The 25,004-nt window shown below is 61.5% G+C and carries 19 protein-coding genes and 2 pseudogenes; 15 read left to right on the top strand and 6 right to left on the bottom strand.

Annotated elements, in window-relative coordinates; all coding sequences use genetic code 11:
- Positions 1 to 938 precede the first annotated feature (938 nt).
- Complete coding sequence (locus tag ACFOJ9_RS04240) at positions 939 to 1,634, top strand: hypothetical protein (protein ID WP_095088747.1); 696 nt, start codon at positions 939 to 941, stop codon at positions 1,632 to 1,634.
- Between the two features lie 450 nt (positions 1,635 to 2,084).
- Here the strand turns inward: ACFOJ9_RS04240 and ACFOJ9_RS04235 are convergent, their stop codons facing one another.
- The 5 genes from ACFOJ9_RS04235 to ACFOJ9_RS04215 form a co-directional block, all read right to left on the bottom strand.
- Positions 2,085 to 3,584, bottom strand: coding sequence for an amidohydrolase family protein (locus tag ACFOJ9_RS04235; protein WP_167392230.1), 1,500 nt, complete (start codon positions 3,582 to 3,584; stop codon positions 2,085 to 2,087).
- A 226-nt stretch (positions 3,585 to 3,810) separates the two neighbouring features.
- Positions 3,811 to 4,830 (bottom strand): sugar ABC transporter substrate-binding protein, encoded by a 1,020-nt coding sequence (locus ACFOJ9_RS04230; protein WP_378922639.1) that lies wholly within the window; start codon positions 4,828 to 4,830, stop codon positions 3,811 to 3,813.
- Positions 4,831 to 4,871: 41 nt separating this feature from the next.
- The gene (locus tag ACFOJ9_RS04225) at positions 4,872 to 5,861 is read right to left on the bottom strand and encodes an ABC transporter permease (protein WP_378922637.1); all 990 of its coding nucleotides are present in this window, start codon (positions 5,859 to 5,861) and stop codon (positions 4,872 to 4,874) included.
- Positions 5,858 to 7,423, bottom strand: a complete 1,566-nt coding sequence (locus tag ACFOJ9_RS04220; RefSeq protein ID WP_378922635.1) for a sugar ABC transporter ATP-binding protein — start codon at positions 7,421 to 7,423, stop codon at positions 5,858 to 5,860. The genes ACFOJ9_RS04225 and ACFOJ9_RS04220 overlap by 4 nt, the downstream gene beginning before the upstream one ends.
- Before the next feature lie 373 nt (positions 7,424 to 7,796).
- Positions 7,797 to 8,828, bottom strand: a complete 1,032-nt coding sequence (locus ACFOJ9_RS04215; RefSeq protein ID WP_095088762.1) for a LacI family DNA-binding transcriptional regulator — start codon at positions 8,826 to 8,828, stop codon at positions 7,797 to 7,799.
- A gap of 344 nt (positions 8,829 to 9,172) precedes the next feature.
- Here ACFOJ9_RS04215 and ACFOJ9_RS04210 point away from each other — a divergent pair, with 344 nt between their 5' ends.
- The 11 genes and pseudogenes from ACFOJ9_RS04210 (at position 9,173) to ACFOJ9_RS04160 (ending at position 19,674) form a co-directional block, all read left to right on the top strand.
- A complete protein-coding gene (locus ACFOJ9_RS04210; RefSeq protein ID WP_095088764.1) occupies positions 9,173 to 10,141 on the top strand; it encodes an NAD(P)-dependent oxidoreductase in 969 nt (322 codons plus the stop codon).
- A gap of 145 nt (positions 10,142 to 10,286) precedes the next feature.
- Positions 10,287 to 11,585 (top strand): M24 family metallopeptidase, encoded by a 1,299-nt coding sequence (locus ACFOJ9_RS04205; protein ID WP_095088766.1) that lies wholly within the window; start codon positions 10,287 to 10,289, stop codon positions 11,583 to 11,585.
- A 29-nt stretch (positions 11,586 to 11,614) separates the two neighbouring features.
- Entirely contained in the window at positions 11,615 to 12,604 is a 990-nt protein-coding gene (locus ACFOJ9_RS04200) for a thiamine pyrophosphate-dependent dehydrogenase E1 component subunit alpha (RefSeq protein WP_095088768.1), read from the top strand.
- Between the two features lie 10 nt (positions 12,605 to 12,614).
- Positions 12,615 to 13,610, top strand: a complete 996-nt coding sequence (locus ACFOJ9_RS04195; protein WP_095088771.1) for an alpha-ketoacid dehydrogenase subunit beta — start codon at positions 12,615 to 12,617, stop codon at positions 13,608 to 13,610.
- Positions 13,600 to 14,595 (top strand): biotin/lipoyl-containing protein, encoded by a 996-nt coding sequence (locus tag ACFOJ9_RS04190; protein WP_378922631.1) that lies wholly within the window; start codon positions 13,600 to 13,602, stop codon positions 14,593 to 14,595. Before ACFOJ9_RS04195 ends, ACFOJ9_RS04190 begins: the two co-directional genes overlap by 11 nt.
- Positions 14,596 to 14,606: 11 nt before the next feature.
- Positions 14,607 to 16,049: an NAD-dependent succinate-semialdehyde dehydrogenase gene (locus tag ACFOJ9_RS04185; RefSeq protein WP_095088781.1), complete on the top strand. Its 1,443-nt coding sequence runs from the start codon at positions 14,607 to 14,609 to the stop codon at positions 16,047 to 16,049.
- Between the two features lie 5 nt (positions 16,050 to 16,054).
- A complete protein-coding gene (locus ACFOJ9_RS04180; RefSeq protein ID WP_095088886.1) occupies positions 16,055 to 16,942 on the top strand; it encodes a 2-oxo acid dehydrogenase subunit E2 in 888 nt (295 codons plus the stop codon).
- A 7-nt stretch (positions 16,943 to 16,949) separates the two neighbouring features.
- Positions 16,950 to 18,347, top strand: a complete 1,398-nt coding sequence (gene lpdA, locus ACFOJ9_RS04175) for a dihydrolipoyl dehydrogenase (RefSeq protein WP_378922628.1) — start codon at positions 16,950 to 16,952, stop codon at positions 18,345 to 18,347.
- Positions 18,348 to 18,771: 424 nt separating this feature from the next.
- Positions 18,772 to 19,095 (top strand): annotated as a pseudogene (locus tag ACFOJ9_RS04170) (DDE-type integrase/transposase/recombinase); the annotation flags it as partial.
- A gap of 61 nt (positions 19,096 to 19,156) precedes the next feature.
- Positions 19,157 to 19,312 (top strand): annotated as a pseudogene (locus tag ACFOJ9_RS04165) (ISKra4 family transposase); the annotation flags it as partial.
- Between the two features lie 80 nt (positions 19,313 to 19,392).
- Positions 19,393 to 19,674, top strand: coding sequence for a hypothetical protein (locus ACFOJ9_RS04160; protein ID WP_095088783.1), 282 nt, complete (start codon positions 19,393 to 19,395; stop codon positions 19,672 to 19,674).
- Here ACFOJ9_RS04160 and ACFOJ9_RS04155 read toward each other — a convergent pair.
- Entirely contained in the window at positions 19,603 to 20,505 is a 903-nt protein-coding gene (locus ACFOJ9_RS04155; protein WP_095088785.1) for a LysR family transcriptional regulator, read from the bottom strand. The two genes, ACFOJ9_RS04160 and ACFOJ9_RS04155, sit on opposite strands and share 72 nt — an antisense overlap.
- Positions 20,506 to 20,613: 108 nt before the next feature.
- Between ACFOJ9_RS04155 and hglS the strand changes: the two genes are divergently transcribed.
- Genes hglS through amaB form a run of 3 tightly spaced genes read left to right on the top strand, consistent with a single transcriptional unit; the run spans position 20,614 to position 24,996 of the window.
- A complete protein-coding gene (gene hglS, locus ACFOJ9_RS04150; protein WP_378977024.1) occupies positions 20,614 to 22,014 on the top strand; it encodes a 2-oxoadipate dioxygenase/decarboxylase HglS in 1,401 nt (466 codons plus the stop codon).
- Positions 22,015 to 22,023: 9 nt separating this feature from the next.
- A complete protein-coding gene (locus tag ACFOJ9_RS04145; RefSeq protein ID WP_095088790.1) occupies positions 22,024 to 23,439 on the top strand; it encodes an FAD-binding oxidoreductase in 1,416 nt (471 codons plus the stop codon).
- A gap of 21 nt (positions 23,440 to 23,460) precedes the next feature.
- A complete protein-coding gene (gene amaB, locus ACFOJ9_RS04140) occupies positions 23,461 to 24,996 on the top strand; it encodes an L-piperidine-6-carboxylate dehydrogenase (RefSeq protein WP_095088792.1) in 1,536 nt (511 codons plus the stop codon).
- The last annotated feature ends 8 nt before the right edge of the window (positions 24,997 to 25,004 follow it).

The following is a 25,004-nucleotide window of genomic DNA, read 5'->3' as shown; positions in this document are numbered from 1 at the left end:
CTTAAACCCGATTATTGTGGTCCATCTGTCATATTTTCCAAGGCCACTGCACGGTAGAGTAACAGCAACGTAGGTAAGACGGCGCAGACCGTCATGTTCTTTACAAGAGGCAAATCTCCCGAGGGATCGTCAACATGATCCGGCGGTCGGAAGGATCCGCCGGCTGAAAGAGGTCGGTGCCAAATGACGCGGTCAGGAGATGGATTGGATGATCCACGCCAGGCATCTGCACGGATTACCTCCCCAAAATGGCGAGCCGGTCACGGAATTGAGCCACCGTCGCGAGCTTTTCGAGGCAGTGGAGGCTTCGCTGTCTGCTGTCCGCAGGGCGAAGCGCGCAGCAGATGAGAACCTGCGGCGAGTGCACGGTGCGCCGGATAGCGTGCGAAGAGCACATCCGGCATCGCAACAACTGTGCGAGGCCTGCTTTCAGCCATCGGTTGGCGACGGCCTCCGCGTTACGTCAGCCGGTCTCCGGTCAAACATACCCTCATCGAGCCCTCAAAATGGAGCGCTGCTAACTGGGAAAAGGGACGGCAACGGCTGTTTCGATGCTTCGTCATTATCCGGAGAGGTTAGCGCCGCGGCCCGTGTTGAGCGCCGAGCGTCGGATCAACTTGATTTTCTCGGGCATCCAATACCTCGTCGTCCCAGGTGCACTCAGCAAAGCACGCGATATCGTTCCTTTGCGATTCGTCGACTAGAGGATCTATGCGTCAGCAGACAATTGAGAATTTGCATTTAATTTGAGATTCGCGCTTGGCTCGCTGCGAGACCGGTAATTTCTCTGGGGTCGAATACGGGTTGTTAGCCCAAGCAGTCCATCACCGTCGCTTCTTCAAGGAGGCAGCGATGGGACGCGCAAAATCAGAACTGTTTTCGGCACCGTGAAGGTTCGCAATCCCCGTTGGATGCTCTGCCGGGATTGCCATCCTGGCATGGTCGCTGCCTTCGCACCACTCAACGAGATCTGCCCTGATCGAGCCACGCCTGAACTGATTGAACTGACGGCGCGATTGGGAAGCATGATGCCGTATCGGCAGGCAGCGAAGGTGCTTGGCGAATTTCTGCCCATTGAACCCACCGAGACGTACGTGACCGTGCGCAAGCGGACCATCAGGATCGGTGAACGGCTCGATGAACAGATCGCGAAGGAAGAAAGGCGCGCGCGAGCTCAAAGGCACGATCGAAGCCAGCTTGAAATGCAGCTTCCCGGCGACCGACGCAAAGAGTTCGTCATCAGCATCGATACGGCACATGTTCGCAGCGCCGATCCCAATTCCGCGCGAAACTTCGAGCTCGTTGTAGCTCGATGCGGCCGCGGCGGTCGGGGTGATGTCGGTGGCCGCTACCTCGTGACCAGCAACACCGACCAGGCTGCAATCCGGGATCGAGCCCTCCACGCACTTCAGCAAGAAGGCTATTGCGGCTTTGGCAACGTCACCGTGATCTCGGACGGCGCCGAAATCCTGAAGCGGCTGCCCCGCGCCATGCCGAAGCCGACAGCCCACATCATCGACTGGTTCCACATTGCCATGAAGATCCAGCCCATGCAGCAGATCGCCGATCACATCGTTCCCAGTCCGACCCTTTTGAAGTGCTTCCAACCATCGACAGGGACATCAGAGCCGTGAAGTGGCGTCTCTGGCACGGGCGGGTCGATGGCGCGATCTGCGACCTGGAGCAACTCCTGGCGAGACTGAAAGACTCGCAAAGGGACGGCGAGTTCTCGATCGCACGGCTTTATAGCCTCGCCTCGCAGCTCCTGATCGCGGCGCGATCGTCAACTATGGAAAGCGCTATCGGGCTGGGCTTCGCGTTGCCTCCGCTCTGGCCGAGTCGGCGGTGAATTCACTCGTCGGCAAGCGGATGGTCAAAAAGCAGCAGATGCGCAGGTCCTCCTACGGGGCCCACATGCTCATGCAAGTCCGGACGGCGGAGATCAATTGCGAACTTCGCGATCGGCTGCGGGCACCCTTCCGACAGCCAGAGCCAAACGTGCGCCCATTATTCAAGCCCAAACCACCCCTTCTGCGCGCCGCGTAACCCCAGAGAAATTACCGGTCTCACACGCTCTCGGCTCTCTAGGCCCCTAGTCTATAGCAGGTCGGACGCGGTTTCATTTTTGACTGCGAGTACAAGTAGTCAGCGCTCGCCTCGGCCGCACGCGTAATCGCGGCGAGATCGACATCCAGTACGCCATGACGCTTCATGATCTTGCCGGCAATCACGACGGTGTCCACGTCCGCTGGAGTTGCATTCATGACCACGAGCGCAGTCGGGTTGTGAAGCGGGAAGAGACCTACACGCTTGTAGGACAGAAGGACGATATCAGCCTGCATCCCTGCGGCAAGCATCCCCGTCTTTCCTGACAGACCCGCCGCGGCTGCGCCTCGCAGGGTGGCAAACTCCAGGATATCACGGGTCGTTAGCCGTGATTCAGTCTTCTCGCCCGAATGGTCGAGCATCTGTTGCGATATTTGGCCGCGATGAGTGCCAAGGGTGATTCGCAACGCACCGAGGATGTCGCAGGAATTCACGCTCGGCACGTCAGTCGAGATGCTCGGTCGGATTCCATTGGCCAGCAGCCGCGACAGCGGGTTGGCGCCGCACCCGAGGTGCATTTCCGATTCAACGGAGATCGACACGGTCCCGCCGGTGTCCGCAATCATCTTGTATTCGTCGCTCTTCAACGAATTGCAGTGGACATGGGTAATGTCAGGACCCAAAAGCCCTGCCTCGTGAAGCTGGCCGACAGAATAGGAGTAGGACCCGTTCGAGCCAACATGCACCGTGATCGGCAGCCCCAGCTCCCTGGCCGCCTTGAAGTCGTCCATCCAAACTTCCCGGGATGAGTAGTCTGGGCCACGTGCGGCTATCGCCATGGTGACCAGCCCGCCGGCGCCTGAGAAGTACTGATCTCGCACCCGTCTCGCATCGATCGTATCGAGGCGATGCGTATTTGGAAATTCGTAGCCCGCGTTACTATTTCCATACCCAAAGACTGCACGAATGCCTGAATCTTTGAGCGCAAGCACCGAGGCGTCAGCGTGTGCCGGAGTGTTCATCAGATGCGCCCAGTCGACAAGCGTTGTTGTGCCGGAATCGATGCCCTCAAGCGCGCCGAGCAAGGTTGCGATGTAAAGGTCTTCCGGTCGGTATACGCGCCCGATCACGCCGCGCATGAAGCCAAAATAGTCGGACAGCAGCCAATCCGGTCCGAGCGTATGGACCGTGGACTGCCAGGTGTGGCGGTGCGTATCGACCATACCTGGAACGACGATCATACCCGTAGCGTCAATGACGAAAGCGTCGGTGGCGTCGATCTTATGATCGATGTCAACAATACGATCCCCATCGATCAGAATGTCGCCGGGGGCGAAGTCACGATGGTCATCAGCCATTGTGACGACGGTACCGCCGCGGATCAGAATCCGCTGGCCTTTCCCGGGCTTTGGTTCCGCCACGCCTGCCGGGTTTGTGGCACGCAACCTCGACAGGCCCGGCGCGCCGTTTGTCGCGGCGATAGGTGCCGCCGCAACAGTGTGTTGGTGCAACTGAAAATGGGGGTTCCAGTGGCTCATGCACGAACAAGCCCGGGGGTTGAACACAGGTGAAGCCGGTAGATTGCCCCGATGAGGTGCCGCGTGACTGTCAATGTGAAGGCTCATTGCCGATCCCCTGCCTCGAGATACCTATACTGTTCCTAGCAATCGCCGATGGCCACCTTGGAGCGGCGAGCGCGCAAACTGTTGCGGGCCGCCTGCTCGTGCTGCCTATCGACGCTTTGACCTCATTCAATGAGGACCTTCATGGACGGCCGCACTTGGTGGCCATGGCACTTGCCAGTGTCGCCTCATCAGGCGTCCAAGATGGAGATTCGGCAATATTGTCCTTGGTGACGGTGACGTATGGAACAAGACAGACCTTGTCGGAGTCCGCCAGTGGCTTTCCGTTGAGAGTGTCATCGAGAATCCGGGTCGCAATGATCCCCTCAACCACTGGCGACCAGGCAGATGTAGCGACAAGCGTGCCCTGCTTGATGAGTGTGAGGCCCTCGGGCGAACCGTTCTGGCTTACAATTGTGATCTCCGACACCTTATCGCCAATGGCCTGGATGGCACCTGCCGCCATAGGCTCGTTCATCACGAACAGTCCTTTCAGGTCGGGCGTTTTGGTGACGATGTCCTGTGCTGCCTTGAATGCCTTTTGGCGATCCCAGAGACCATCGACAACGCTGACAATCCTGCTGTCATCCCGGAGGCCGCGCTTGAAACCCTCCAGCATCTCTTCAGCGTCGCCACGGCCGAGCGCACCGGTTATCACGCCCACGCCCCCAGCAGGGAGAGCCTTGGCGAGGGCAGCACCTGCCGCTTCACCAGTCTTGGAATAGTTGACATGGACGAAGCCGGCCGCCTCCGCGCGCAAGTCCGGAGAGTATCCGTAGAGGACCACGACGGGGATTCCAGCTTCTTTCAACAAGGCCAAGTTGGACGCGGAGCTTTGAGCCGTCGAAGGTTCGAGCACCACGCCGGCAACCTTCTTTGTGATGGCATCCTGAACATTCGCGCGCTCGGTTGCTGGATCGAAGTTCGAGACAAGAACGAGCGTGCTTGCACCGAAGCTCTTGGCGGCAAGCTTCACACCATCGGCGGTCCCGTCATAGTAAGGGTTGCTGTAGGTCTGTATGTACGCGACGGTCTTTCCGGTCAAAGGTCCGTCTGCCGAGCTTGCAGGTTGCACGAACACAAATGCCGCAAGTGCTAGGCCAACACCGCTTCGCCCGACAAGATTCTTCCTGATCGCCCCGTACTTTGTCTCCACATTCATGATTTTCCTCCCTGTTTGATCTTACGGTTGGCTGAGATTGCTTATTTTGCGTCTCGCTGCGCCATGACTGCGGTGACAATGACGAGACCCTGGAGCACGTACTGCCAGTTGGGGCTGATCGACATTAGGTTGAGAGCATTGCTGATTAACCCGAGCAACAGGACGCCAAGCAGAGTTCCGATCATGTCGCCCTTGCCGCCCGCCAACGTGGTTCCGCCGACGGCGACGGCGGCAATGGCGCTGAGCTCTTGCCCTGCCCCCATGGTGGCTCCAGCCGAACCGATCTGGCTCACCAGCAAGATCGAACCAATGCCGACAAGCAGACCGTTGAGCGTGTAAATGCCGATCTTAACGGTTCTAATGCGGACACCGGCGAGGTGAGCGGCTGACTCGGAGCCGCCGATGGCATAGAGCCAACGGCCCAACTTTGTGGCGCGCAAAAGGATGTGGCAAAAAAGGGCAACAAGCGCGAAAACGACAACCGCGATCGGTAGTCCGAGAAATTTCAACCTGCCCCAGGTGATAAACTCGTTCGGCAACCCGTACAGGGGCGTCTGTGAAACGAGAAGCGCCAGTCCCTGCAGCAGTGTAAGAACGCCAAGTGTGATAACGAAGGGGTGGATGGGGGAGTAAGAGGCCAGCGTGCCATTGACCGCACCAACTGCCGCTGCAACCGCAAGACATGCCACGATTGCCAGCCAGATCGGGGCGCCTTGCAGCATCACGAAAGCCAGCACCATCCCCGACAGCGAAAGGCTGGAACCGATCGACAAATCCATGCCGCGCGAGACCATTAACAGCGTGGTACCGCTAGCCAAAACGCCGAGCACCGCGACCTGAGACGCGACATTGACAAAATTGTGAACGGTCAGGAATACCGATGACTGGGTGGCTGTGATTGCGATCAGCAGCAGGATGACCGAGGCGAGCGCGATCCGAGAACGATAGACGCGTACCGTTCGGCCAAGGGCAGGTAGCCGGGGCTTCACGTTGGTGCCGGCGCCGACCGCATTTTCAGGGTTACTTGTCATGCTACCGGCTCATCCATGCTGACCGGCAAAGTGGTTCCCATCGCCAGCTCTAGCACCCGCTGCTCCGTCACCTCTGCGCCGGTAAGTTCACCGGCAATGCGCCCCTGGCGCAGCACAAGCACACGATTGGCGACTTGGGTAAGTTCTTCCAGGTCACTTGAAATCACCAAGACCGCGCAGTCGTCACCCGCGAGCGCGCCGATTGTCTGCAAGATCTCCTCCTTAGCGCCGATGTCGACGCCCTGCCCTGGCTCATCGAAGATCATCAGGCGAGCCTTCGTGTGGAGCCAACGCGCAATTGCGACCTTCTGCTGATTCCCTCCCGACAGGGTGGAGACAGGGAACCCAGGCAGGGCCGACCTTATCTTGAGGCGTTTGACCCACGCCATGGCGGTCCTTTGTTCCTCGCCGAGCCGGATGAAACCGCAATATGGCGTCGCGGGCATCCGGGTGAGCGTCACGTTCTGAGCGACAGTCATTTGCTGTAGCAGGCTCTCCGTCTTGCGATCCTCGGGGACTAGCCCTACGCCTAGAGTGATTGCCTCGGCCGGGCTGGCGGGGTGGTAGGGCTTGCCAAAAAGGAACATCTCGCCACTGTCTGGCTGCTCCGCTCCGAAGATGACCCGCGCGAGCCGGGACCTGCCGGAGCCGACCAGACCTGTCAGCCCCACGATCTCGCCGGCGCGAAGGTCTAGATTGATCCCGAAAAGTCGCCGACCTTGCCCGAGGGCCCGCGCAGAGAAGACGACATCGCCCAGTTTCAACTGGGTTGGCCTGGCCAAGGCGACATGCCGGCCGATCATCGCCTCGACGAGTGTCTGCGGCGTCATGCTGTTAGACGGGGCAGTTAGAACCGCCCGCCCTTCGCGCATGACGGTAACGCGATCCGACAGCGCGAGCGTTTCGTGCAAGTGATGCGAGATGTAGACGACAGCGACGCCTTTGCTGGAAAGATCCCGGACAAGCTCTAGAAGTCTGGTGGTCTCCGCTGCTCCCAGCACGGCGGTCGGTTCATCCATGATGATGAGCCGCGCGCCGCGATAGAGTGCCTTTGCTATCTCGACCAGTTGCTGCGCAGCAGGCGAGAGTTGCGACAATGGCGTCATCGGCGAAACATTGAGGCCCACACGCCGAAGCACGTCCTCGACATCGTGCTGCTGATGATCCGGCGTCAAGAACAGGCCGGCGATGGTCCGCTCTCGACCTAGCACAATGTTTTCCACGACGGTGAGGTTAGGCGCCAGGCTGCGCTCCTGAAAAATCGTCGCAAGCCCGAGCTGCTGGACCCGACGTGGCGTCAAAGATTCGCCATGCCACCCGCCAACAGTGATGGTGCCTGAGTCGGGCTTCAGTGCTCCTGAGAGAATCTTGACGAGGGTGGATTTGCCGGCCCCGTTTGCCCCCACGAGTCCATGCACCTCCCCTGGAAGTACCTGCAACTCCATCTGATCGAGAGCTTGGGTTGCGCCGAAGTGCCGGCAAATGCCGGTGGCCGACAGAGCGATTCCGGCTGCTTGCGGAAGAAAGCCGTTGAACTGAGCAGCGTGCTGGTTGCTCGTCATTGCCGGCTTCACCCGATTTTTTGATGAGGGGAACAGGAGGCGGTGGAGACACTGCGAGACGGATGGATGACCATCTTGGCGTGGCAATCGAGCGGGACGTGTTTGATTGCAGACGTTAGGATCGCGCGCGGCCGTATCGTGCTCATCGTCTCCTCCCACTGCAGCAGGCTCTGCAAACGTTTGCAACGTAGCCGAAAGAAAATGGGCAGTCAACCACAACTGTCGCAGGGATTTTCCGTGACCGGCTCGGCAGCAAGGTTCTCGTCCGGGCGTCAAAACGCCATGCTTCAGCTTGCCATCCCCCACGGGCAGGACATATGAGCGCAGTCATAGGCAAGCATTACCGTGGAAAACCGATAAGGCGCAGGAAGGCTTATCTTCCGTCCAAAACCCTCGCCGTCGAACTGCGGATCACCAATTCGACGGGCAAGACTACGACTTGAGCCGGCGATTCCCCATTCATAAGCTTCTGCAACATCGATCCAGCTTCAAATCCCATCCTGTATTGCTGAATCCTTATGGTCGTAAGAGGGGGATCAATTCGATCAACCATCGGCATGTCGTTGTATCCGGTCACAGATACATCTTTGGGGCAGATAAGATTTCGGCGGCTCAGGGCCGCCAAGGCGCCAACCGCAAGACGGTCGTTTGCACAAAGGATAGCAGTAAACGTGTGGCCTGCCGCTATGAGTTCCTCAACGCAATGTTCGCCCGCAGACTCGTTGTATGCCTGGGCGAACGCCACCAGGCTTTCGTCGCTATCCAGGTTCAACGATGACCTGGATTGCACGAATGCTGCGTAGCGCTCTGCGCCAGTCGACAGGGTCTGCGGGCCGGCGATCATCGCAATCCGCCGGTGGCCCAATGACACCAAGTGGGTGAGCGCGCGCCGAACACCTTCGGATTCGTCGTGTACGATCGAATGGACGGAATCACGGTCCGGTCTGCGATTTACAGTCACGATCGGGATGCTTTCCGAGGCAGCCAGATCAAACACATCGTCTTTGCGCTCGACGCTCGCCAGGATCAATCCATCAATACCTCGGCCAACGAGAGTATCAAGAAGAGTGCGCTCTCGCTCGTTATCGCCATCAGTGTTCCCTACGATCGCCAGATATCCTGCCGTGGAAAGCGAATCTTCTATGCCTCGGATCATCGGGGGAAAGATGGCGTTGGTGATGTCGGGAACAATGACGCCGACGGTCTTCGTACGATTCGTTTTCAGTGAGTAGGCGGCCGCATGCCGCCGGTAGTCCATTTGTCGACTTGCCCTGATGACCTGTTCGACGACGTCCGAATTAATCAGATGCCGGGTGTTGGGACCAAGGGCACGTGAAACGGTGGACACATGGACACCTACGGCCTCGGCCACTTCACGCAGCGTGATGCGCTTCTTCGTCGTCATGATGCAACCGCCATACAAAAATTGAAGGACTCAATGGACACCAAGGGTCTATCGCGATTTAGGCAAAAAAGTAGCTGCATGCGAATTCAAGCCTTCAGGGGCCTCGCTCCACACAGCCATAATGCGCGCCTGGTCCTCCTGTTGGTAGCGACCGCAGCTTTCTTTAGGAGGCATCGTCACTTTTTAGCACTTCCGATTTGACGCTGGGAAATTACGCGTGCTATATCATGCAAACGTTTGCAGACAAGAAGGCAAACTGACCATCGCCCGTGGCGCCCAATTGTCCGCTCGACGTTCTTTTACAAAGGCCACTCGATGAAACAACAGTTAGCGGAGCGCGCATCATGACAGAATTGAGGATCGGATGGATCGGCCTTGGCCGAATGGGCTATCCGATGGCGGAGCGGTTGTTGAAGGCAGGGCATTGCGTCCAGATTTGGAACCGCACGCGCTCCAAGGCAGAGCCTTTGGTCGATCTGGGGGCAACACTAAAAGACTCGCCCCGTGAACTCGCAGGCTGCGACGTTCTGTTTACGATGGTCTCAACCGGGGCGGATGTCGAGCAGGTCTACTTTGGCCAAGACGGGGTCCTTAGCGGTACCGCCATGCCAAAGATTTTCGTTGACTGCTCGTCAATCGGGGTCGAGGAATCGGCCGACCTCCGTCGACGCCTAGGGGCACGTGGCGCCCAACTCATCGCTTCGCCCGTGAGCGGCAATGCTAAATGCGTGCGGGCCGGCAAGCTGAGCGCCGTTGTGTCGGGCCCGAGGCCCGCCTTCGATCAGGTCGAGAACCTTATTGCAGCTTTTGCCGTGCGGGGCGTGTCCTATGTGGGGGACGGCGAACTCGCGCGCTTCTGCAAGATCGCACACAATGTCTTTCTTGGCGTCGTCATACAGAACCTCGCTGAAATCACCATTCTTTGTCAGAAGGCCGGCGTGCCTCGGAGTGCGTTTCTCAACTTCATGAACGACTCGGTGATGGGTTCGACCTTCACCCGGTACAAATCGGATGCTCTCGTCAATCTCGACTGGACGACCACCTTCAGTCCGGCGCTGTTGCGCAAGGATCTTGATCTGGGGCTCGCGGCCGGACGCGTGCTCGACGTACCCATGCCCGTCACTGCAATCACTCGCGAGGCGTTCCAGATGCATTTCGGCGCCGCGAACCTGCAGCTCGATCCTAAGGACTATCTTGGCAAAGACTTCGCGGCTGTACTGGAGACCGTTGCGCTTGCTTCTGGGGTCAAATTGAAGAGCGAGGGGGTGCCTATACCTACGGGACTGGAGGTTCCCGAGAGCGTCGGTCAATAGGAGCCTGCCGAGTTGTCCCGTTCCTGCCGAGAACGGCTAGGGGGGCGGGACAAGGGTTTGTCTGGAAAGGCGCGGCTCGTGTAGCGACGCAATCAAGCATAGTGCGCAATACCACGCGCGCCGAGGCTTCAATGGAGAGAGAAAAATGTCCAGCGCCCTCAACCCTCGCATCCTGCAACCCGGCGATATCGATCCGAACTGGCGTTGGGACCGGCACCTGCCGGCCTTAGGCCATACCGCCGTGGACTTCGAACGTCGGGTCGACCACGATCGGCTGCGGCGCTATCGGCTAAGCCGCGCCAAGACGGCCCTCAACAAGTCCGGCTGCGGTGCGCTGCTGCTCTTTGACGTCAACAACATCCGATACGTCAGCGGCACCAAGATCGGCGAGTGGGAGCGCGACAAGATGTGCCGCTTCGCGCTTCTTGCCGGCGACGAGGAGCCCTATGTCTGGGACTTCGGCTCGGCTGCCGTTCATCATAGAGAGTACTGTGACTGGCTCGACCCTGAGCGCTGCCGGGCTGGCGTCGTTGGCATGCGGGGTACGATCCCGCCGTCCTTCGGCCTGATGAAGCACTACGCCGAAGAGATCTTCAACTTGCTGAAGATGGCCGGTGTCGCCGACATGCCGGTCGGTGTCGACTACGCGGAGACCGCGATGTTCTTCGCGCTTCAGGAAGCCGGCCTCAAGGTCGTCGACGGCCAGCAGGTCATGCTGTCCGCACGCGAGATCAAGAACGTTGACGAGATCCATCTCCTCAACCAGGCGGCAAGCATGGTCGACGGCGTCTACCACATGATCTGGGAGGAACTGAAGCCTGGTATCCGCGAGAACGACATCGTCGCGATGGCCAACAAGATGCTCTACGAAATGGGCTCGGACGACGTCGAGGCCATCAACGCCATCGCCGGTGAGCGCTGCAATCCGCACCCGCACAATTTCACCGACCGTTACTTCCGCCCCGGCGACCAAGCCTTCTTCGACATCTTGCAGAGCTATCAGGGATACCGCACCTGCTATTATCGCACGTTCAACATCGGCCGGGCTACGCCGGCGCAGAACGATGCCTATATCAAGGCCCGCGAGTGGCTGGACGCGGCCATCGCGCTGATCAAGCCGGGCGTCACCACCGACGTAGTCGCCAAGGTCTGGCCGACCGCCGAGAGCCTTGGCTTCCCCAACGAGCTGGCCGCCTTTGGGCTCCAGTTCGGACACGGCTTAGGTCTGGCGCTGCACGAGCGGCCGATCATCAGCCGTGCCGTCAGCCTCGATCACCCAATGGAAATCGAGACCGGGATGGTCTTTGCGCTCGAAACCTACTGCCCCGCGGCGGACGGCTATTCAGCGGCCCGCATCGAGGAAGAGGTGGTCGTTACCGACAAGGGCTGCGAGGTTATCAGCCTGTTCCCCGCCGAAACCCTGCCGATCGCCAATCGGTACTGAGACGGCAAGAGACGGGAGGACCCGAACCGATGAACGCCAGGAAAACCAACGCGGAAGCCTACCTTCGCATGTACCGGCAGATGGTGCGCATCCGCGTCTTCGAAGACAATGCCAACCAGCTTTATCTGTCGGCCAAGATGCCCGGCCTCACCCACATGTATTCCGGGCAGGAGGCCGTCGCGGTCGGCATCTGCGAGGTGCTGACGCGCGACGACAAGATCACTTCGACACATCGCGGCCACGGCCATTGTGTGGCCAAGGGCGCCGAATTCAAGGAAATGTTCTGCGAGCTTCTGGGCCGTGCCGAAGGCTATTGCGGCGGCAAGGGCGGCTCGATGCACATCGCCGATCAGTCCAACGGCAATCTCGGTGCCAACGCCATCGTCGGCGGTTCGATGGGGATAGCCACCGGTGCGGCGCTCTCGGCAAAGCGGCTCGGCCGCAAGGACGTGACCGTATGCTTCTTCGGTGACGGCGCAACGGCGCAGGGGCTTCTCTATGAGGTCATGAACATGGCCGCGCTCTGGAAGCTGCCAGTCATCTACGCATGCGAAAACAACGGCTACAGCGAGTACACCAAGACAGCGGAGATCGCGGCGGGGTCGCTTCCCGCCCGCGCCGAGGCCTTCGGCATCGAAGCCTTCAAGGTGGATGGTCAGGATGTGCTGGCGGTGAACAAGCTCGCGGAGCGGCTGGTGGCGCGCTGTCGCAAGGGCGAAGGCCCGTTCTTCATCCAGCTCGATACCTACCGCTACCACGGCCACCACGTCGGCGACATCAACCGCGAGTACTATCGCTCGAAGGATGAGGAAGCGCTGTGGAAGACAGAGCGCGATCCTATCGTCAATTTCGGTCGATGGCTGGCCGCTGAGGGGCTTGCAACGCCAGAGGAGCTGGCGTCGATCGATGCCGAGGTGGGTGCCGAGGCTGGTGCCGCGGTCGCTTATGCGTTGGCGGCGCCCTTCCCCGATGCGTCTCAGGTGGGACGCCATGTCTTCACCGACATGATCGTCGCCTGAGGAAACCGATATGCGCGAGATCACACTTTCCAAGGCCGTCAACGAGGCCATCGCGGAGGAAATGCGCCGCGACCCATCGGTCTTTCTCATCGGCGAGGATGTCGCGGAGGCAGGCACCCCGTTCAAGGTCCTGTCGGGCCTTGTCGAGGAGTTCGGCACCGACCGGATCATCGATACGCCGATTTCGGAGCCCGGTTTCATGGGCCTGGCGGTTGGCGCGGCGATGACAGGATCGCGTCCGATTGTCGACCTGATGTTCGGCGATTTCCTTTTCCTGGTCATGGACCAGCTCTGCAACCAGGCTGCAAAGGCCCACTACATGTCCGGTGGCAAGCTCAAGGTGCCGCTCGTGCTGCGCACCAATCTGGGCGCGACGCGGCGCTCCGCCGCGCAGCACAGCCAGTCGCTGCATGCCCTCGTCGCGCACATACCGGGCCTGAAGGTCGCGCTGCCGTCCTCCGCCTACGAGGCCAAGGGCCTGCTGAAGACGGCAATCCGCGACGACAATCCAGTGGTCATCTTCGAAGACAAGCTGATGTATCAGGAGAAGGCGCCGGTGCCCGAAGAGGAATACCTCATTCCGTTCGGCAAGGCCGAGGTGCTGCGCCCGGGGCGCGACATCACCATCGTTGCCACGTCCTCGATGGTGCAGGTCGCGCAAAAGGCGGCCGTCCTGCTGGAGCGCGATGGCATCGCCGCCGAGATCATCGACCCGCGCACCATCGTGCCACTCGACATGGAGACGATCCTTGCCTCCGTCCGCCGTACGGGGCGGGCCATGGTCGTCGATGAAGGCCACCAGAGTTTTGGCGTCACGGCCGAGATCGCCAGCCGCATCGCGGAAAGGGCGTTCTATCATCTCGATGCGCCGGTCCAGCGGATCGGAGCGATGGACGTCCCGGTGCCGTTCTCCCCGGTGCTGGAGGACATGACCGTCCCGACGCCGGAATCGGTTGCCGAGCGAGGCCGTCTGACGGTGCGTGGAGAGTTGTTCCATGCGGCGTGAGATCATCATGCCGGCGCTGGGCATGGCGCAGAAGACCGGCCTGATCGTCGCCTGGCACAAGGCACCAGGTGACGCGGTGAAGGCTTCCGACATCCTGCTCGACGTCGAGACGGACAAATCGACGATGGAGGTCGAGGCCGGGCATGACGGTTATGTGGCCGCGCTGATGGCTGGCGCCGGCGATGATGTCCCGGTCGGTTCCCCCATCGCGATCATATCCAGCGAAAAGCCGGACCTTGGCTCCACGCCGGCCAAGGCCGCGCCGTCGCCACCCGCTACGGAGAAACTTGCGATACCCGCGGCGGTGCCCGCCGTGCCGGCGGCCAAGCCGCCTCTCGAAAAGCGGATGCTCTTGGCAGCAGCCGATGATGGCAGGATCCTTGCCTCGCCGAAGATCAGGCGCCTTGCGGCCGAGCGCGGCATTGACCTCGGCCGGCTGGTCGCGCACGGCATGAGGCAACCTTTCCACGCCGCCGATCTCGACGCGCTGCCGCCGGCCCCGGCGATCACCGCTCCGGCGATGCTCTCGGAGATCGAAGCCATGATCAAACCGGCGGGCCTTGCCGGGATGATTCGGCTGCTCGGGGAGGAAGGTGGCACGGCGGGACGAGCCGCCTTATGGGCCGCCTTCGCCGCATCGAGCTTAAGGGCCACGGCCGATGATCACGGCCAGATATCCATACGGGTCGAACAGGGCTCCACCAGCCTGCATTTCCACGACCCGGACCAGAGTCCATTGTCGCGCCTCGAAGCCACGCCGGAGGATGGCGAGATCAGCCTGGCCCTGCGCGACCTCACCGGCACATGCGTTGTTTCGACGCGATTTGCCGTCGAGCCGGCGCCCGTTCTGACGCTCACCGGCGACGCCGGCCACATGAACCTGCGTCTGATCTTCGACGCGTCGCGGCTGACCCCCGCCGCTGGGACGGCGCTGGTCACCGGCTTTGCCGCGCGGCTCCTCGATCCGCTTCGACAGCTACTTTGAGGAGGACTCTCATGTCGCCGTACGACGGACCCGTCGATCTCTACATTGGCGGCCAATGGCTTCCCGCCTCGGCCGGCGGCCGCTTTGACGTCGTCAATCCCGCCAACGAGACGGCTCTAGCCTCTGTCGCTTCCGGTACGGAAGCGGATGCCAGGGCGGCGGTCGATGCCGCCGCTGCGGCCTTCCCCGCCTGGGCCGCGCGGCGTCCGCGCGAACGCGCCGACATCCTGCGCCGCTGCTTCGAGCTGATGAGCGCACGTCTCGGCGATTTTGCCAGGCTGATCACCCTGGAAAACGGCAAGGCTCAAGCCGACGCAATGGGCGAGGCGGCCTATGCGGCCGAATTCTTCCGCTGGTTCTCGGAAGAAGCGGTGCGCGCCGAGGGCCATCTCGGGCATGCTCCCGCATCGGGTGCGCGCATTCTCGTGCACCAGAAGCCCGCGGGGGTAGCGGTCCTGGTGACGCCGTGGAACTATCCGGCGGCAATGGGGACGCGCAAGATCGCGCCGGCACTGGCCGCAGGCTGCACCGTCGTTATCAAGCCGGCATCGGAGACGCCGCTCACCATGCTGGCGCTGATGCCGCTGCTCGAGGAGGCAGGGGTGCCGCCGGGCGTCGTCAATGTGCTGCCGAGCCGCCGATCGGGGGCGGTGGTCGACGTTATGCTGCACGATCCCCGCGTCCGCGTGGTTTCTTTCACCGGCTCGACGGGCGTCGGCCGCAAGCTGCTGCATGCGGCGGCCGACCAGGTCATCAAGCCGGCGATGGAACTGGGCGGCAACGCGCCCCTCATCGTCTTCGAAGACGCCGACATCGATGTCGCGGTCGAGGGGGCGATGGTCGCCAAGATGCGCAATCTGGGCGAAGCCTGCACGGCGGCCAACCGCTTCTATGTGCACGAGCGGATCGCCGGGGAGTTCACCCGGCGTTTCACCGCTCGCATGGCCGCGCTCAAGATGGGCAATGGACTGGCGCCGGGTATTGACGTTGGCGCGCTGGTCAACGCCGACGCCCGCGACAAGGTCGCGGCCTTTGTCAAGGATGCGCTGGCGCGCGGCGCGGAACTGTTGCTGGGCGGAACGGTGCCCGACGGGCCTGGATTCTTCTATCCGCCGACCGTGTTGTCCAACGTGCCGGGCGACGCTGACTGCATGCGCGACGAGATTTTCGGCCCGGTGGCGGCGATCCAGACCTTCGGCGACGGTGACGACGTGGTCGCTCGCGCCAACGACACCGAATATGGCCTTGTCGCCTATGTCTTCACCCAGGATATGCGCCGTGGGCTGAGCGTGTCGGAGCGTCTGGAGTTCGGCATGGTGGGCCTCAATCGCGGCCTCGTTTCCGATCCGGCCGCACCCTTCGGCGGCGTCAAGCAATCCGGCCTCGGTCGCGAGGGGGGCAAGGACGGCATGCTGGAATTCATGGAAACCCAGTACATAGCGACCAATTGGTGAACAGGATGACAGCGACCGTCGCCAGCCCTTCCACCCGGCAACGCGCCCGCGAGGCGGGCGTGGATATCGATGCTCTTGCGACCGAGCTGGGCCGGGACATGATCTCCCCGGGCGATATCGATGACAGGCTGGAGGGCAGGCGCGTCGGCCCCGGCGGGGACTATCGCCGCTACTGGGACGTCGACCACGCGCGATATGGCCCGGTCCGCGAGGAGGCGACCAGCCGCTTCGGCCAGATCGCCGCACTCAACCTGGCCGCCGCGCAGCAGGTCATCCCGGCCGTAACGCATCACGACCGCGCCGACATGACGGCGATCGACGCGGCGCGCGCGGCATTCCAGGACGAGGCGCGGACGCGCGGGGCGAAGCTCACCGCACTGGCCTTCCACGTAAAGGCACTCGCCCGGACGCTGCGGGATTTTCCGCGCTTCAACGCCTCGCTTTCAGCGGACGGCCGCACCCTTTTTCTGAAGGACTATGTCCATATCGGCATCGCCGTCGATACGCCGCACGGCCTGATGGTGCCCGTCATCCGCGACGCCGACCGTAAGGGCCTCTGGCGTATCGCCGGCGAAGTTGCCGATCTCGCGACCCGCGCGCAGCAGCGCAAGGTCCGCGCCGACGAGATGGACGGTGCGTCCATGTCGATCAGCAATCTGGGCGGCATCGGTGGCATCGGCTTCACGCCGATCGTCAATCCGCCGGAAGTGGCCATCCTCGGCATTTCCCGGACCGAGGTCGCGTCGGTGTGGAATGGCGGGGCCTTCGTACCGACCCCGATGACGCCGCTCGACCTGAGCTACGATCACAGGGTGGTCAACGGAGCCTACGCCGCGCGCTTCCTGGTGCGTTACATCAACCTGTTGGCCGACCCGCGCCGGTTGATGATCTGAGATGCCGATGATCGAGACACAGCATGCCGACCTCATCGTCATCGGCGCAGGACCCGGAGGGTATGCGGCAGCGTTCCGTGCCGCCGACCTCGGCCGATCGGTCGTTCTGGTCGACGGCAGGAGCACGCTCGGCGGCGTATGCCTCAACGAAGGCTGCATTCCCTCGAAAGCCCTGCTGCACGCCGCGCGCGTCATTCACGAAGCGAGCCATATCGGCGCTTGGGGCATCTCGTTCGGCCATCCGAAGACGGACATAGACGCGCTGCGAGCGCGAAAGGACGCGATCGTTTCGCAACTCACCGACGGACTGGGCCAACTCGCCAGGCGCCGCAAGGTCCGGGTCGTCACCGGGCGCGCGGCGTTCGTCCGCGATGACGAGCTGGCCGTAACGATCGCGGACGGCGGGATCGAGCGCTGGACATTCGGCCAGGCGATCATCGCCGCGGGATCCTCGTCCATGCAACTGCCGGGCTGGCCGCAAGACAGCCGCATATGGGATTCGACTGCGGCGCTCGAACTCCGCTTCGTGCCACGCCGCCTGGCAATCGTCGGCGGCGGCATCATCGGGCTCGAGATGGCGACGATCTATTCGGCTCTCGGATCCTCCGTCACCGTGATCGAGTTGGCCGGCCAGGTCGCGCCGGGCGCGGAAGCCGACGCGGCCGACCTGATCAACGCGTCGCTCGAAGCCAGGAGCTGCATCGTCCACACCGGCACGCGGGTCATCAGTATCAAGGCCAGCGCGAAGAGCGTCAGGCTCTCTTGCGAAGGCGGTTACGCAGGCACTGTCGAAGCGGACGCCGTGATTCAGGCCGTCGGCCGGCGAGCGAGCACCGCGGCGATCGCCGCCGTAAAGGCCGGTATTGAGGTAAGGCCTGATGGAGCGGTTATTGTCGATGCGCTGTGCCGCACGAACCGCTACAACATCTTTGCCGTAGGCGACATAACCGGCGGGCCTATGCTGGCGCATCGCGCGACGCATCAGGGCAAGGTCGCCGCCGAGGTGGCCTGCGGCCACGCCAGTGCCTTCGACACGGCCTTCGTTCCCTTTGTCGCTTACACCAATCCCGAACTGGCCTGGGTCGGCCCGACCACGGCACAGCTGAAGGCAGCCGGCGTCGCCCACAAGGTCGCCAGGTTCCCATGGGCGGCCAGCGGCAGGAACCTCGCGTCCGGTGGCGGTGACGGCCTGACCATGATCGCCTACGCACCGGAAAGCGGCCGCGTCCTCGGCGCCACAATCGTCGGCCCGGGCGCCGGCGAACTGCTGGCGGAGGTCGGGCTCGCCCTGGAAATGGGCGCAACGCTTACCGACCTCGCGCTGACGGTGCACGCCCACCCCACCCTGTCCGAAACGGTGGCGTTCGCGACCGAAAGAGCCCTGGGAAGGTTGGCTGAACTATGATGCCGAGGGTCCGATCAAGCAGGCTATGCGTTTACAGAAAATCCTCAATGACCTAAGTCTCACGAGTGACTGAACTTACACACATCGACTGCATCAGGGTTTTTGGCACAGGTCTCAGAAATTTAAAAGCTACTGAAATCGAAACTTGAAACAATGGCGCAACTTATATCAACTATTAGAAATTTTACGACGCGTATTAGTTTGCTACTTTTACGAAGGGCTCCACGATGGCTCCAGGTTTCATTTCTCATTTTAGTTTTTGTCTATCTCCTTGTTAATGTCTACCTGCTCCATTGAGCAGGACGGAGGATGGGTATCGATGCTTCTTGATCGACTTGAAGGCCATTTGCTCAGTCCTCGGGCATGCGCTTCAGATTGCGCAGTTTCCAGCTTGCGGCAGGCAGTTTTTCCGCACCGTCGATGTCGAGCATTGCGTCGTCATCGACGGCAGCCAGACCACGAGGCGATCGTTTCCTGCGATGCGACAAGCCGATTGCAGGACCGCTCGCGGCGCTGGTTGAAGCCGATCGCAATGCGGAAAAGTCGATATTTGAACAATCACATCGAGCAGGACCATCGGCGCATCAAGCGCCGCGTGCGACCGATGCTCGGCTTCAAATCTCCAGCGACCGCCAACATCATCCTGTCCGGCATCGAAATGGTCCACATGATGCGCAAACGACAGGCAAGGTACGCCTTCACTCCAGATCCGTCGCTGGCCGAGCAGTTCGACATCCTCGCCGCATAATCAAGGCTATTTTCCCATGATTCGGCCCTTAAGCCATGCCCGCGAAAGTTTGCAACACAACCAGAAACAGCAGATGCAGTGGAGCAGGATTGGCGCGCATCTTCTGCTGCAAACCCGCACGCAGACCCTAGACGGTTCCCTCCGCTCGACCTTCCGCCAATGGTATCCCGGCATGGCCAACGACAATCACGAGCACAGAGAAACCGGCACCGCATGACCGCCCCACAAATCCTCATGCTCACCAATTTCGGAGCGATAATTCCTTCTTCAACAGCGGCGTGAACCTCCAGTTCCCTGATGAAGGTCATCAAGGAGCGGGAAGCCCATCTGTCGAAGGCCACGAATTTTCGCGCTCCGGAGCTGGCACTTGAACTGAAGCCCGGCACCGGCAAGACTGAGACCAGGCTCGCACTCAATACCCATCAGCGCTTCGAGCGACTGCTGGTGGTGGTGCCGACGGACGCCATACGCGAGCAGATCGCCAGAACAAGAGGAACACCACCACCGTTACATCGCATTGGTCACTTGTCCGAGCAGCCATGCGGTAAGATCCTGCACCAGCGGATTCGTCTTTTTTGATTCCGGCACGACGACGTAGTAGCTGTTCTCGGTCATCATTGGCAGGTCGAGGATCACGGCGAGTTCACCGGACATCAGCTCGCGCTCGATCAGATAACGCGGCAGAAGCGCGTAGCCCATCCCGCCTATCACGGCTTCTATGATCATCGAAAACTGATCGAAACGGTGTCCCCGGCAAGCCAATTCCGCCGGCAGGCCGGCCCGTTCGAACCACTGCGACCATAGCTTGGGGCGCGTGGCCAGATGGAGCAAGGATTCACCAAGAAGGTCAGCCGGGACCTTCTTCGCCGCAGAAGGCGACAGCGCCGCGCTTGCTACCGGTACGATAGATTCGCTGCACAGATAAGTGCAGGTGCCGCGCGCCCAGACCGGCTGCCCATAGTGGATTGCGAGGTCGAAATTCTCCTCCTCGAAATCGAACGGCGCCGATCTGGAACCGACATTCAGGATCGTCCCCGGGTGTTGGCTGAGGAAATCAGGCAGGCGCGGGCTGAGCCAGCGGCTGCCGAATGTCGGCAAGGTTGCGATGCTGAGACCTACTCTGGCCTCCGCCGAGGACATTGCCCGCAGCATCGTCTCTTCGGTCTGCTGCAAAAGTTTTCGCGCCTCCGGCAAAAAGCGCTGCCCATCCTCGGAAAGCACCACCCGTTGGCGGATCCGCTCAAACAGCAGCGCGCCGAGATGGTTCTCGAGATCCTTGACTTGCCGGCTGACCGCGCTCTGCGTCAGGTTCAATTCACCCGCTGCACGCGTGAAGCTGGCGTGCCGCGCGGCACACTCAAATGCCTGGATCGCCACCAGATCCGGTATCAGTCGTCTGTTGAGTGTCATGCGTAACTCGCATCAACCTAGTCGAAACTGTCGCAATCTTTGCAGCATGAAATCCAGTATCAGCTTTTTCAGGAATGATCTGCCCTTTTTTGAGCGAGGTCGCGCGTCATGGACAGCCGTGGGTTTGTTACACCCGATCACATCCGTTCAGCCTTTTCGGCGGCGATGTCGGCCATGTACAGGACCGAGGTCCCCGCCTACGGCACGCTGATGGACCTGGTCGCCTCGGTCAATGACGAGACCCTGAGGTCTGATCCCGAGCTTCGGCAGCGCCTGGAAGCGATGGACTCACTCGACCGAATTTCGGAGGAACGGCATGGCGCGATCCGGCTCGGAACGCCGGCCGAACTCTCGATGATGCGGCGCGTGTTCGCCGTGATGGGCATGGTCCCGGTAGGGTACTATGACCTGAGCCCGGCTGGTGTGCCGGTTCACTCCACCGCCTTCCGCCCCGTCGGAGCCGAGGCGCTGAGCCGCAATCCGTTCCGCGTCTTCACTTCGCTGCTCAGGATCGACCTCATCGACGACGAGACCTTGCGTGCCGAGGCCGAGCGCATCCTGTCCGAGCGCAGGATTTTCACGGGTGGAGCGTTGGCGCTCACCGAGAAGGCCGAACGGCAAGCTGGCCTGCACGAAGACGATGCGGATCGTTTTGTCGCCGAAATACTCGAAACTTTCCGGTGGCACGATCAGGCCTGCGTCAGTCTTGACATGTACAACAGCCTGCATCAGGCGCATCGCTTGATCGCGGATGTGGTCTCGTTCAGAGGTCCGCACATCAATCATCTCACGCCGCGCACGCTCGATATCGATGCCGTTCAGGTTGGCATGCCGGCGCATGGCATAGCGCCGAAGGCAATCGTGGAGGGCCCTCCACCTCGGCTTTGCCCGATCCTGCTCAGGCAGACTTCGTTCAAGGCACTGGATGAGGTGGTGTCGTTCAACGCAGGGGACGGCGCCTGGGTGGCAGGCTCGCATACCGCGCGCTTCGGCGAGATCGAGCAGCGCGGCATAGCGCTGACACCCAAGGGGCGCGCCCTTTACGACAGTCTGCTGGAGGCCACGCGCGCAATCATCCGACCGGCTGCCGACGGGTCGAACGCGGCCGACTACGCACAAACACTTTCACGGACATTCGAGGCGTTCCCCGATACATGGGAAGGCATCCGGGCCGCGAATCTGGGATACTTCAGATACTCCCTGACGGAGCGCGGGCGGCATACCGGCATTGTCATGGCTGACGACTTCGAGCACCTTGTCGCAGAAGGTTTCTTCCGTTTCGACCCAATCGTCTACGAGGATTTCCTGCCTGTCAGCGCCGCCGGCATCTTCCAGTCGAATCTTGGCGACGGGGCAACCCAGGAATTTGTCGCCAGTCCCAACCAGAAGCGCTTTGAAAGCGATCTCGGTGTTGGCGTGCTGAACGAGTTCGAGCACTACGCCGCCATCGAACAGGCGTCGATCGAGACCTGTCGCCAAGCGCTCGGCGGCCTCCGGGCTGCGGAATAGGCGCCCTGGATGATCGACGAAAGACACAAATCCGCATTGGTGGAGATCCTTGGCGAAAATGGCGTCATCATGGATCGGGCCGCCATGGCAGCCTACGAGATCGGTGCGCGCCACGATCACGGTCATGCGGCGCTGGTGCTGCGCCCTGGCACTACGGCGGAAATGTCCGCCTGCGTTGCCTATTGCGTCCGGCAGCGTATCGCGCTCGTGCCGCAATCGGGCAACACAGGGCTGGTCTCGGGCTCGACACCGGATGCCAGCGGATCGCAGATCGTGCTCAGCTTGGATCGAATGACGCGCCGTTTCGATCTCGACATCGACAATCGATCGTTGCGCGTCGATACCGGAATTTTGCTGTCCGAGGTCAATGCCCGGCTTGAGCCGAGTGGGCTTTTCTTTCCGGTCGACCTTGGCGCTGATCCGCGCCTCGGGGGCATGCTGGCGACCAATACCGGCGGCACGCGCTTTCTCCGGTATGGCGATGTGCGTAAGAACACGCTTGGCGTGAAGGTCGTTCTGGCCGACGAGACCGGTACGGTTGTCGATCTAATGTCTGGATTACGCAAAAACAACACCGGCGTCGACTGGAAGCAGCTTTTCGTCGGCACGGCTGGCGCCTTCGGCATCGTCACAGAATGCGAACTTAATCTCGAGCGACTGCCAAAACAGGTCGCGACAACCTATCTGGTGCCGAGCGGCAGTGTCGCTGTCATGCCCCTGCTGCGGACGATCGAGGAGCGCCTCGGATCGTATCTTTCCGCCTTCGAAGGCATGTCGAAAAACGCGATTGGCGCTGCTCTCGCCCATGTTGCGTCGCTGCGAAATCCGTTCCAGAACGGTCAAATTCCCGACTATGTGATCCTGGCCGAGATTTCCCGAAGCTGGGCGCCGCGCGACGGCGAGCAGCCGATCGACGCGGTCCTGGAAAGCGTGCTTGCCGATATCCTGCAAGGCGACGATGCGCTGTTGGCCGACGCCTTCGTTGGTCCCGCGCATGAGATGTGGGCGCTACGGCACGCGCTGTCGGAAGGCGTGAAGCATGCCGGTCGGCTGGTGGCTTTCGATCTGTCGTTCCGCAGAGCCGACGTTCTGGCCTTCTGTGAGTGGATGAAGGCCGAGCTGCCTCGGCAATTTGCCGGTGTCGACATCTTCGACTTTGGCCATATCGGCGATGGCGGCGTGCATTTCAATCTGGTGGCTAGCGATGCAAGTCAGGTCGATGCCGCCTTCGAACAGCGGCTGCGTGACTGGGTCTATTCGGTCGCTGTCGACCGGTTCGGCGGCAGTTTCAGTGCCGAGCACGGCGTCGGCCGCAAGAACCAGGCCTATTACGATCGCTATACCCCACAAAAGAGCAGGGACCTTGCCGCGGGCCTGAAGCGACTGACGTCGCCAGGCAGCCTCGGCTCGGTCTGTTTTGGATAATCAGGAACAGGAGTTCGTCGGATGAACATTACAGTTAAGTCGGTGGATGTAGCCAAGGAAACGGCCGAGCTTCTGGCGAAACTGGGTGTGGCCAAGGACGCACTTGTTGGCGGCGACCTGATCGTGCGCAGTCCGGTGACGGGTGAGCAGATCGCGGCGCTGAAGACGATCTCGCCGGCCGACGCGGCCAAGACCATCGATGCCGCGCACAAAGCGTTCCACGCGTGGCGGATGGTGCCGGGCCCGCGGCGCGGCGAGCTGGTGCGGCTGCTCGGTGAGGAGCTGCGCATGCACAAGGCCGAGCTTGGCCGGCTGGTCTCGATCGAGGTCGGCAAGATCCCGTCCGAGGGGCTTGGCGAAGTGCAGGAGATGATCGACATCTGCGATTTCGCCGTCGGTCTGTCCCGGCAATTGTACGGCCTGACCATCGCCACCGAGCGCCCGGGCCATCGCATGATGGAAACCTGGCATCCGCTCGGCGTCGTCGGCGTCATTTCCGCCTTCAACTTCCCGGTCGCGGTGTGGTCGTGGAACGCAGCCTTGGCACTGGTTTGCGGCGACGCGGTGGTGTGGAAGCCGTCGGAGAAGACGCCGCTGACGGCGCTCGCCTGCGAAGCGATTTTTGCACGCGCGGTAAAGCGTTTTGGCACCGACGCGCCGCAGGGCTTGGCACCGGTGCTGATTGGTGACCGCGCCGTCGGCGAGATACTGGTCGATCATCCCAAGGTGCCGCTGGTATCGGCCACCGGCTCGACGCGCATGGGCCGCGACGTTGGCCCGCGGCTGGCCAAGCGCTTTGCCCGCGCGGTGCTCGAACTCGGCGGCAACAATGCCGGCATCGTCTGCCCGACCGCCGATCTCGACATGGCGCTGCGCGCGATTGCCTTCGGCGCGATGGGCACGGCGGGACAGCGCTGCACGACGCTGCGGCGCCTGTTCGTGCATGACAGCGTCTATGACGCCCTGGTTCCACGTCTCAAGAAGGCTTACGAAAGTGTGACGGTCGGCAATCCCCTGGAGACCTCTTCACTGGTCGGGCCGCTGATCGACAAAGCTGCCTTCGACGCCATGCAGAAGGCGCTGAAGGAGGCAGGTTCACATGGCGGCAAGGTGACCGGCGGCGCCCGGGTCGAGAACGGCCATCCGGATGCCTATTACGTGCATCCGGCGCTGGTCGAAATGCAAAGCCAAGTCTCGCCGGTGACGGAAGAGACCTTCGCGCCGATCCTCTATGTGATGAAATATTCCGATTTCGACACCGTGCTCGACGAGCACAATGCAGTCGGCGCCGGCCTGTCGTCGTCGATCTTCACCCGCGACCTGCAGGAATCCGAGCGCTTCCTCGGTGTCGACGGTTCGGATTGCGGCATCACCAATGTCAACATCGGCACCTCCGGTGCCGAGATCGGCGGCGCTTTCGGCGGCGAAAAGGAAACCGGCGGCGGCCGCGAGAGTGGCTCCGACGCATGGAAGGCCTATATGCGCCGCGCCACCAACACGGTGAATTATTCCAAGGCGCTGCCGCTGGCCCAAGGCGTCTCGTTCGACATCGACTGAGGATCAAC

It is taken from the genome of Mesorhizobium cantuariense (genome assembly GCF_042647205.1).
Lineage (GTDB): Bacteria > Pseudomonadota > Alphaproteobacteria > Rhizobiales > Rhizobiaceae > Mesorhizobium > Mesorhizobium cantuariense.
This window is presented reverse-complemented; position numbering and strand designations above follow the sequence as displayed.

Coding starts and splice junctions, on each gene's coding strand:
- lpdA (WP_378922628.1), top strand. CDS start 16,950: ATGATCGAGACACAGCATGCCGACCTCATCGTCATCGGCGCAGGACCC.
- ACFOJ9_RS04200 (WP_095088768.1), top strand. CDS start 11,615: ATGAACGCCAGGAAAACCAACGCGGAAGCCTACCTTCGCATGTACCGG.
- ACFOJ9_RS04210 (WP_095088764.1), top strand. CDS start 9,173: ATGACAGAATTGAGGATCGGATGGATCGGCCTTGGCCGAATGGGCTAT.
- ACFOJ9_RS04220 (WP_378922635.1), bottom strand. CDS start 7,423: ATGACGAGCAACCAGCACGCTGCTCAGTTCAACGGCTTTCTTCCGCAA.
- ACFOJ9_RS04230 (WP_378922639.1), bottom strand. CDS start 4,830: ATGAATGTGGAGACAAAGTACGGGGCGATCAGGAAGAATCTTGTCGGG.
- ACFOJ9_RS04215 (WP_095088762.1), bottom strand. CDS start 8,828: ATGACGACGAAGAAGCGCATCACGCTGCGTGAAGTGGCCGAGGCCGTA.
- amaB (WP_095088792.1), top strand. CDS start 23,461: ATGAACATTACAGTTAAGTCGGTGGATGTAGCCAAGGAAACGGCCGAG.
- ACFOJ9_RS04155 (WP_095088785.1), bottom strand. CDS start 20,505: ATGACACTCAACAGACGACTGATACCGGATCTGGTGGCGATCCAGGCA.
- ACFOJ9_RS04190 (WP_378922631.1), top strand. CDS start 13,600: ATGCGGCGTGAGATCATCATGCCGGCGCTGGGCATGGCGCAGAAGACC.
- ACFOJ9_RS04145 (WP_095088790.1), top strand. CDS start 22,024: ATGATCGACGAAAGACACAAATCCGCATTGGTGGAGATCCTTGGCGAA.
- ACFOJ9_RS04160 (WP_095088783.1), top strand. CDS start 19,393: ATGAAGGTCATCAAGGAGCGGGAAGCCCATCTGTCGAAGGCCACGAAT.
- ACFOJ9_RS04240 (WP_095088747.1), top strand. CDS start 939: ATGGTCGCTGCCTTCGCACCACTCAACGAGATCTGCCCTGATCGAGCC.
- ACFOJ9_RS04185 (WP_095088781.1), top strand. CDS start 14,607: ATGTCGCCGTACGACGGACCCGTCGATCTCTACATTGGCGGCCAATGG.
- ACFOJ9_RS04235 (WP_167392230.1), bottom strand. CDS start 3,584: ATGAGCCACTGGAACCCCCATTTTCAGTTGCACCAACACACTGTTGCG.
- hglS (WP_378977024.1), top strand. CDS start 20,614: ATGGACAGCCGTGGGTTTGTTACACCCGATCACATCCGTTCAGCCTTT.
- ACFOJ9_RS04205 (WP_095088766.1), top strand. CDS start 10,287: ATGTCCAGCGCCCTCAACCCTCGCATCCTGCAACCCGGCGATATCGAT.
- ACFOJ9_RS04180 (WP_095088886.1), top strand. CDS start 16,055: ATGACAGCGACCGTCGCCAGCCCTTCCACCCGGCAACGCGCCCGCGAG.
- ACFOJ9_RS04225 (WP_378922637.1), bottom strand. CDS start 5,861: ATGACAAGTAACCCTGAAAATGCGGTCGGCGCCGGCACCAACGTGAAG.
- ACFOJ9_RS04195 (WP_095088771.1), top strand. CDS start 12,615: ATGCGCGAGATCACACTTTCCAAGGCCGTCAACGAGGCCATCGCGGAG.